The 8,518-nt window shown below is 36.0% G+C and carries 10 protein-coding genes and 1 pseudogene; 3 read left to right on the forward strand and 8 right to left on the reverse strand.

Going from position 1 to position 8,518, the window contains the following annotated elements; genetic code table 11:
- Positions 1-67: 67 nt before the first annotated feature.
- On the reverse strand, positions 68-553 hold the full coding sequence (locus ACODS7_RS29800) for a VanZ family protein (RefSeq protein ID WP_023523524.1): 486 nt from the start codon (positions 551-553) through the stop codon (positions 68-70).
- A gap of 111 nt (positions 554-664) precedes the next feature.
- On the opposite strand from ACODS7_RS29800, the gene ACODS7_RS29805 reads away from it, so the two are divergent.
- Together ACODS7_RS29805 and ACODS7_RS29810 are read left to right on the forward strand one after the other, a co-directional pair.
- Positions 665-889: a DUF1659 domain-containing protein gene (locus ACODS7_RS29805; RefSeq protein WP_000963861.1), complete on the forward strand. Its 225-nt coding sequence runs from the start codon at positions 665-667 to the stop codon at positions 887-889.
- 116 nt (positions 890-1,005) lie between these two features.
- The gene (locus ACODS7_RS29810; RefSeq protein WP_001197593.1) at positions 1,006-1,221 is read left to right on the forward strand and encodes a DUF2922 domain-containing protein; all 216 of its coding nucleotides are present in this window, start codon (positions 1,006-1,008) and stop codon (positions 1,219-1,221) included.
- Between the two features lie 21 nt (positions 1,222-1,242).
- Here the strand turns inward: ACODS7_RS29810 and ACODS7_RS29815 are convergent, their stop codons facing one another.
- Positions 1,243-1,641 carry a DUF4359 domain-containing protein gene (locus tag ACODS7_RS29815; protein ID WP_243169295.1) on the reverse strand — a complete coding sequence of 133 codons (399 nt, stop codon included), beginning with the start codon at positions 1,639-1,641 and terminating at the stop codon, positions 1,243-1,245.
- A gap of 190 nt (positions 1,642-1,831) precedes the next feature.
- Between ACODS7_RS29815 and ACODS7_RS29820 the strand changes: the two genes are divergently transcribed.
- Positions 1,832-2,308 carry a competence protein ComK gene (locus ACODS7_RS29820; RefSeq protein ID WP_000368314.1) on the forward strand — a complete coding sequence of 159 codons (477 nt, stop codon included), beginning with the start codon at positions 1,832-1,834 and terminating at the stop codon, positions 2,306-2,308.
- Positions 2,309-2,362: 54 nt separating this feature from the next.
- Here ACODS7_RS29820 and ACODS7_RS29825 read toward each other — a convergent pair whose 3' ends face one another.
- The 6 genes and pseudogenes from ACODS7_RS29825 to ACODS7_RS29850 form a co-directional block, all read right to left on the reverse strand.
- Positions 2,363-2,833, reverse strand: coding sequence for a sigma-70 family RNA polymerase sigma factor (locus ACODS7_RS29825; RefSeq protein ID WP_088114424.1), 471 nt, complete (start codon positions 2,831-2,833; stop codon positions 2,363-2,365).
- Positions 2,834-3,205: 372 nt separating this feature from the next.
- On the reverse strand, positions 3,206-3,874 hold the full coding sequence (yknW, locus tag ACODS7_RS29830; protein WP_000387916.1) for a YknW family membrane protein: 669 nt from the start codon (positions 3,872-3,874) through the stop codon (positions 3,206-3,208).
- Positions 3,875-3,986: 112 nt separating this feature from the next.
- Positions 3,987-5,186: an ABC transporter permease gene (locus tag ACODS7_RS29835; RefSeq protein WP_006922891.1), complete on the reverse strand. Its 1,200-nt coding sequence runs from the start codon at positions 5,184-5,186 to the stop codon at positions 3,987-3,989.
- Positions 5,183-5,863 carry an ABC transporter ATP-binding protein gene (locus tag ACODS7_RS29840; RefSeq protein ID WP_000631624.1) on the reverse strand — a complete coding sequence of 227 codons (681 nt, stop codon included), beginning with the start codon at positions 5,861-5,863 and terminating at the stop codon, positions 5,183-5,185. The genes ACODS7_RS29835 and ACODS7_RS29840 overlap by 4 nt, the downstream gene beginning before the upstream one ends.
- Entirely contained in the window at positions 5,860-7,053 is a 1,194-nt protein-coding gene (locus ACODS7_RS29845) for an efflux RND transporter periplasmic adaptor subunit (RefSeq protein WP_224980557.1), read from the reverse strand. The genes ACODS7_RS29840 and ACODS7_RS29845 overlap by 4 nt, the downstream gene beginning before the upstream one ends.
- Before the next feature lie 242 nt (positions 7,054-7,295).
- A pseudogene (locus ACODS7_RS29850) lies at positions 7,296-8,483 on the reverse strand (MFS transporter); the annotation flags it as partial.
- Positions 8,484-8,518 lie beyond the last annotated feature (35 nt).

Genomic DNA, 8,518 nt, shown 5'->3' on the forward strand with positions numbered 1-8,518 from the left:
TTTATCAAGCTGCCTAATGAAATAACCGTGTCTAACTTTTAGGGGTCACTTCAATCTCGAAATGAGATTAGCTCTTTTTTCTATTCCAAAACCAATTACTTATTATAATCCCGGTTAATCCGCCGCACGTATCAAGCAATGAATCTTGCCACATTGGTGTACGGTCCCCCGTATACCATTGATGGATTTCATCAAATGTTGCATAACCTGCAACGAAAAGAAGGGCATATATAAAACATCTTTTCCTCGAATGACCTGATCGATGAAAAGCGTAATAAATCAATGAACCTAGCATAAAGAACACCATAAAATGAGCACCTTTACGAAGGAAAAACTCAATAAATCCGCCTACACCTTTATTCGCAATACTAACAGGGGTTCCTCCACCATAATCGATAGATACCCATGAAAAATGCTCTTTCACAAATTCAACATTTACATATTGTTCAATATCTGAACGCATATCCTGCTTTTTATATGGTTGTGCCGAAGAATAGAAAATCAGCCCCATCCATAGTAATACAGGAATCCAAAATAACCATTTACGATTCATTATCCAGAATTCTCCTCTCTTAATCTTTTAAGGGTACCAAAAAAAAGAAAAAATTTCACGCCAAAACATGACATTTGTACCCTATTTATAAAGTGAAAGGAGGTGATACACATGGCAATTGAAACAATCGTAATGGATTTAACTTTACGTCTTGTCTTAAACAACGGATTAGATAAGAACGGCAAAACAGTTTTCAAGAGCAAACAATTTAAACGTGTTAAAACAAATGCGAGCTTAGATCAAGTACACAACGTAGCTCATGCTCTCGCTTCCTTACAAGCATCACCACTTCACGCTGTACAACTTGTAAGCACATCAGATCTTTCTAAACTATAAAGTAAAACTCGGATCAGTGGGGATTTTATTCATCCCCGCTGATTATTAGCCCGCAATTTAACCGTCAGACCCAAATCCCGTAAATAGCGGGATAAATACAAAGGAGGGAATAACACATGCAAGTACTAGAGTTGATTTTCGCGAAAGAAGATGGAAAAACAGTCGTTTTTTCTATCGATACGCCCATCACACCAATCGATGCACAAGTCGTAAATCAAGTAATGGATACAATCCTTGCCTCATCTGTATTTTCATCCATTGATGAAAATACAAGAAAAAAGGGCGCTCGCCTTGTAGAAAAAAATGTATCTGAAGTTCCAATTACTCTATAAAATGAAAAAGACGAATCTGCATCATTTTGCAGATTCGTCTTTTTTCTTCGGCATTTCAATCGGAATAAAAATCTTTGAAAAACCGACGCATACATACTTATAATGTTCTTCACCTATATCAAACTCAGTCGTATATGTTGAGAAGAATATATAATCATTTCGCTTCGTATAATGATCAATTAATAACCCAACTTGTGGCTCAACATACTTTTTCGCTAACTTTTTACCGGCCGATGCCAAGTCGCCAAGGAGACCCTCTTCATTCTCTTTTTGAACTTCATCTAGCTTCTTACTCACATCATTACGCTTCATAAACTGCTTCGCTGCCCATTCTGTATATTCTCCTTTACTCGGATTGCTGTTTGCTAAATATACTAGGAGAATGCCAACTAAAGCCATAATAATATACTTTTTCTTCATACTATATCACCGCCTACTCTTTTCTATTTTCATATATATGTACAAGCGATGCAAATTAGAAAGACTATCACCTATTGATTGTAAACGAATAGCCAAAATTTACAATATGAAATAGAATATTAACAATCAATTTACTTAATTTATATATAATTATATTCAGAATGAAAAATATAAGGGAGGATATAGAATTATGGATAATGAAAACAACATTTTTATTTCTAGTTCTACAATGATGCTTGAACCATGTAAACACCCTTATTACCGTACAAAAATTATCGACAGTAGCGGGAACCATCTTTACTCCTGTCAAACTGCTCTCCAACTTATACAGAAATCTTGTCTAACAAATATTCATTCTACTTATCAAGGGAGACGTAATGCCGTAAAAACAAAATTTAAATTTAAACAAAACGTTCCAATTCCGATCAATCATAGAGAATATATTTGTGCTTTCCCAACAGAATCTCCTGCTTCTCCAAATTGTATTTGGCTTTTCTTTAAACATGTTCATACAATAGAGTTTTTCCAAAAAGCTAAACGAGCTAAAATTCATTTTTCAAACGGAGCTACCGTAACGATACAAATTAGTTCCCATAAGCTAAGTCAGCAATTATGGAAAGCTGGATATGTATTATCCCAAATGAACATGCAAGATTCATCACCTTAATAACAAATAGAATGGAAGGTAGTATTTCCTTACCTTCCATTCTATTTGCTATTTTTATCCTCTTACACTATCTCGCATTTTCTCGAGTGCTTGCCGATACATCCATCTTACTTGATAATATGTCATTTCCGTCTCTAAAGCGATTTCCCCCATCGTCTTTCCTACAAAAAAGCGCTCAAAAATAATATACTTCTCCTTCTCATCTAACACGCTCATAAAATCCTTCACTCTTATTTCAACATCTTCAAAATGAAAGATTTCCTCATACTCCCCTACACATACATATCTTTCTTGTACAGTAGATTCTTTCTTCAACCTTTCTAATATATAACCACGCACCGTTACAAGTGCATATGCAGGGAAATACCCCTTCTTTGCATCAAATCTTTCATACGCATGCCAAAGACCAATTAAACCACATTGATAATACTCTTCATAATCTTGGCGAATACCTAATTTCTTTATTTGATTTACAATCATTCCTTCATACAAAACAACTGCCTCTTTAAAAGTCGCTGGCTTCACACAGTACCCGTTTCTAAAAGGTATACCTTTCTAGTATTCCGCGGTACTTTCACAATATAAAAATAAGGGAAAGATTTCACTGTGAGTAATTTCAAATACTACCGATGGAATTTGAAATTACACTATTTAGTATTTGAAATTTTGTTGGCGGTATTTGAAGTAGGGGTAAAAATAAAAAAGGCTCCTTCTATACATTAGAAGGAACCTTTTGTTTATGAATTCTCAAGTTATACTATTCTGTAGTTATATTTTTGAAAAATCTATCGATCGCATATAGACCAGTAGCTAAAATACAACTTGTAACATGAACAAAAATGCAGCAATTACTTTTATAATTGCTGCATTTCTTTCTAGTTACATGAAATATCAATATTATTGCACCAATCCTCTTAGTGCACCAAAGCCGATCGTTAAAATGAAGAAGATAACCATAAGAATCGTTGCCTTCTTTTTACTTAAACCGGCCGTAATTTGAAGACCTAACCATGTAATAACAAATCCCCAAATTGTAAATACTTCAATGCTATTTGCAATACCTTTTACAGCGCCTCCACTTGAAGCAAAAATTGGGCCTAAACCAGTGTAAAGTTCTTTTCCTGAACCACCTAGAATAAGTGCTAAAACTATATTTATTAATAAACCAAGTACTGAAATAATGCTTGAATATACATTAATTGTTAATAATTTCTTGTAAGAAGTATCATTGCTCATTAACATCATTAACACTTTATATACAGCAGCACTAATGAAGAAACCTATTATCATACCGATAACACCAAATACAAAACCAGCACCGAAAGTCATTACAGGTGTAACATTAACCCCTAATTCTTGATTGAGCTTAATTGATTCAGGTGTTAAAGAATATACATAGGCACCAATTCCACCAGTAATTCCCGATAGTAAAGAAAGTATCCAAAACGCACCCCAAACCGCATTACTATTCTTCATTCTCTCGAACTGCTCACCTGGAGAAGTAATCATTCCTAATAATGATGGCTTCTTCGCACCTACATCTTGCGTATTAATATTTGCTTCCATTATAACGCCTCCTTCTATTTATATAACCCGTTCTAACGGGCGGTTCACTTCCTCGCAAGAGGCTACGAACCGCCCACTAGAACGGTAATGTGTAGTTCTACTACACTATTAATTACTCATAACGCAATGCTTCAATTGGATCTAATTTCGCAGCTTTGTTTGCTGGAATTAATCCGAAAATAATACCGAGTGTCATCGAGAACAGTACGCCTCCAACGACAACTTCCCATGAAACAAGTGGTGGCCATTTTGCGAATGTAGAAACGATATATGCTCCGCCATACCCAAGACCAATTCCGATCAAACCACCTAGAAGTGTTAACATAACTGCTTCAATTAAAAATTGTAATAAAATTTTACTACGCGTTGCTCCAAGTGCTTTACGTACACCAATTTCACGCGTACGCTCCGTTACAGATACAAGCATGATGTTCATAACACCAATTCCACCAACGACTAATGAAATACCAGCGATACCACCGATAATCATTGTCATAATACCGGTCATCTTCGAAATACCTTCTTGAATTTCTTTTAAATTCATAACTTCATATTTACCAGTTGCATCAGTCGGTTTACGACTATTTAAAACATCTGCAGCTTTTTTACCTGCTTTTTCTAGATTATCTACATTTTTTGCTTGAACAGAAATATTTTGAATTTCATCTTTCCCATACAGTGTCGGCCATAATGAAATTGGAACTAGTGCTTCTGATGGTCCCATTCCCATAAACTCATTATCTGATTTGTAGACACCGATAATTTGCATCGGTTGACCTTTCATTTCAATAATTTTACCGACTGGATTGGTATCCTTAAACACCTTTTCTTCCATTTGTTTACTAATCATAACAACGTTATTACCTTGATCCACATCTGATTCTTGTAAAGAACGTCCCTTTAACAACTTTACTTTATTTACTGCAAAGTACTCACTATCTAATCCAGTAATGCTCACCATTTCTTTTTTATCTTCAATATCAAGTGGTTCCATGGTTGAATTTGTTGTTACCACATGTGCGATTTCTGGGATTTTTTTAATTTCAAAAATGTCTTCTTCAGTTATCTTCGGTGCTTCTACCATTCCCATACCGAAAGGATCGTTTATATCTGCACTATAATGAATCGGAACCGTTTGATTACCTGCCCCAACAAACTGCGATTTCAATGCAGCTTCCCCGCCTTGCCCAATTGCAACGACAGTAATAATCGAACCTACCCCGATAATAATACCAAGCATCGTAAGAGCTGAACGTAGTTTATGAGCTAAAATAGAAGATAGGGCAATTTTTATACTATCTAGTAAACTCATACCGCACACCTTCTATCTTCTGTAACTTTCCCGTCTCGTAGTACAATGCGGCGGGAAGAATACGCTGCTACTTCCTCTTCATGCGTAACCATAACAATCGTCGTGCCTTCTGCATTAAGCTTCGTGAAAATATCCATAACTTGCTCACCAGACTTCGTATCAAGTGCACCAGTCGGTTCATCGGCCATAATGAACGTTGGATTATTTGCAATCGCTCTTGCAATCGCTACACGCTGCTTCTGTCCACCGGATAACTCATTTGGTAAATGATGCACGCGATCCGCTAATCCAACTTTACCTAACGCCTCCAAAGCACGCTTGCGACGCTCCGCTTTCTTCACGCCACCGTATACGAGCGGAAGCTCAACATTTTCCACTGCGGAAAGACGAGGCAGTAAATTAAAATGCTGGAATACAAAGCCAATATATTCATTACGAATTAAAGCAAGCTTTGACTCGTCTGCTGTTAAGATATTCACGTCATTCAGCATATATTCGCCTTCTGTTGGACGATCTAAACAACCGATAATATTCATAAGCGTCGACTTACCAGAACCAGACGGTCCCATAATCGAAACGAACTCACCGCTCTGAATCGTTAAACTAATACCATGCAAAATCGGCACCGCCAATTTTCCTTGATAATACGTTTTAGCAATATTATTTAACGTAATCATTTCTCTTTCACTTCCATTCCGTCATACACATTGTCGGAAGGATTTTTAACCACCTTTTGCCCCACTGTTACGCCTTCTACAACCTCTGTCCAGTCTCCATCAGTAGAACCTTTTTTCACATTTTGTTTACGAAGCTTCCCTTTATCCTCAACATAAACAAATGCATCATCGCCTTTTTCTACAATGCTTTTACTTGGAACAGCAATCATCGTCTTATTCTCTAAGTTTACTTGCAATGAAACGTGGTAACCTGGAGATAAACCGTCTTGACTATCAAGACTTGCTTTATATGTATACTGAGACATATTTTGAGTTGCTTCACCCACGCCGCCAGCTTGCGCCATCTCTGCGCTTGTTGGGAACTCACTTACCTCTGTAATCTTACCTGTCCACTTCTTCTTATTATTTGCTTTCGCCGTTACAGTGAATGTTTGATCCTTTTGAATTTGTGACTTCTGAAGCTCAGTTAACGTACCTTGAACTTGGAATGGGTCTTTAGAAGCTACTTGTAAAAATGATTTTCCTTGACCACCTAACGCTTGAGATGAACTTTGTGCCGCATCTTTATCTAACTTTTGAACAACACCAGCGAAATTACTATAAATCGTAAGCTCTTTCTGCTTCTTACTTAACTCTTCTTTCTGCAACTTTCCTTTTTCTTTCTCAAGATCAGTTGTCTTTTGAGCTATCTCTAATTCGTTTACTTGCTCGTCCATCGGATCTGTTACTTCTTTCCCAGCTCCGCTATCTTTCGCCTTCTTAATCTCTTTCTTTAACGAATCAATCTTCTTTTTCCCTTGATCATAACGCATATCCGCCATCTTCTGATCAAGCTCAGCTTGCTTCATTTGAAGATTAATCTCTTCATTGTCATAAGAGAATAACTTCGTACCTTTTTCTACCTCTTGCCCTTCTTTTACCTCAATATCTTTCACTTTTCCTTTGGTCGGATCTGCATAGAAGCTTTCAATATTACCAGGCTTCACCTGACCAGAAATTAATTTTGTATTATTCAGCTTACGCTCTGTCACTTTCTCAAAACTTACAGCATCAGACGTTGTTGATGCACCCTTCTTCTTACCTTGCATAACAAAAATATTAATTGCCGCTACAATAACAATTAGTGCAATAACCCCAATAATAATCCATTTCTTCTTCTTGTTTGGAGTACGAACCGTATTTGGTAACATATTCTCTCTCCCTTTATAAATTAATAGTTTAATAAATACCATAATTGTATAAAACTTCCTGAAAATAAATTGTATATTATTACAATCTTTTTACAAAGTTTTACACATCCATTTATATTGTAACAAAAATTCCAATGATTAGAAATATGACATTATATCTTTTAAGATAGATTTAAGAAAAGATTATATTATATAGAAAAAGCCATCCAAAATAATAATTGGATGACTTTTCAAACAAAATATTACGCTACTTTAGGATCTTTTCTCTCATGTCCACGTTGAACAATAAATAAGAAGATTGTTGATAAAACCGCACCTGTTAATAGTAAGATGAAACAACCATCCCAGCCAGAACGATCAACAATAACACCAATTGCTGCGTTAGCTACAAGACTTCCGCCTACATAACCGAATAGACCACACATACCAACTGTCGTACCTACTGCAAATTTCGGTACTAATTCCATCGCACTTAAACCGATTAAGAACTGTGGTACATAAATTAAACAACCGATAATAGAAACTGCAATACTTACAACAAGTACGCTAGTTGCTTGCCAATATATAAACGTACCAATAACAACTCCAACCATACTAATAATACATAATGGCATACGTTTTCCTTTAAATAATTTATCACTTAAAAAACCAACGATTAATGAACTTGGAATTGCCATACCTTCAAAGATTGCATATGCCGCATGTGCTTCTGCTTTTGAAAATCCTTTAACTGTCGTTAAATAAAGTGGAACCCAGTTAATAACGCCGAAACGAATTAAATAAACAAAAGCATTCGCAATACATAAGAACCATACAAATTTATTTTTCACTACATACTTCATTAAAATTTCTTTTGGTGACATCTTGTTAGCATTATCTGCTTTTTCAAGATTTTCATAGTCATTACGATACTCATCAATTGGAGGAAGACCTTCAGATTCTGGTGTATCCTTCGCATTAATCCAAACAAGAACTGAAATTACCATTGCGATAATTGCAGGGAAAATAAACACGCCGCCTTGCCAATGGTTTTCACCAAAAATACCTACACCAATTCCGACAAGTGGTGGCACAAGCATTCCACCAACGTTATGTGAAATATTCCAAAGACCTGTTTTCGTACCGCGTTCTTTCTTCGAGAACCATTTCGTCATAACAATACTACAAGGTGGTGCTCCCATACCTTGTACAATACCGTTAACAACAAGTAATGTAACAATCATCCCAAATGATGATGCAAAGCCGAAACAAATATTTACAAGCCCTGATAAGAATAAACCGACTGCGATAAAGCGCTGGGCGAAAGCTTTATCTGATAAATTACCCATAAAGAACTTACTAAATCCATAAACAATTGCCATTACTGAACCTAGTAGACCAATTTCAGCTGTACTAAAACCATATTCTTGTACTATATAAGTTACGTTTAATATTTTAACAATTGTTCAGTTCCTAACCTTTGAAG

Source organism: Bacillus sp. FG16, from assembly GCF_057809515.1.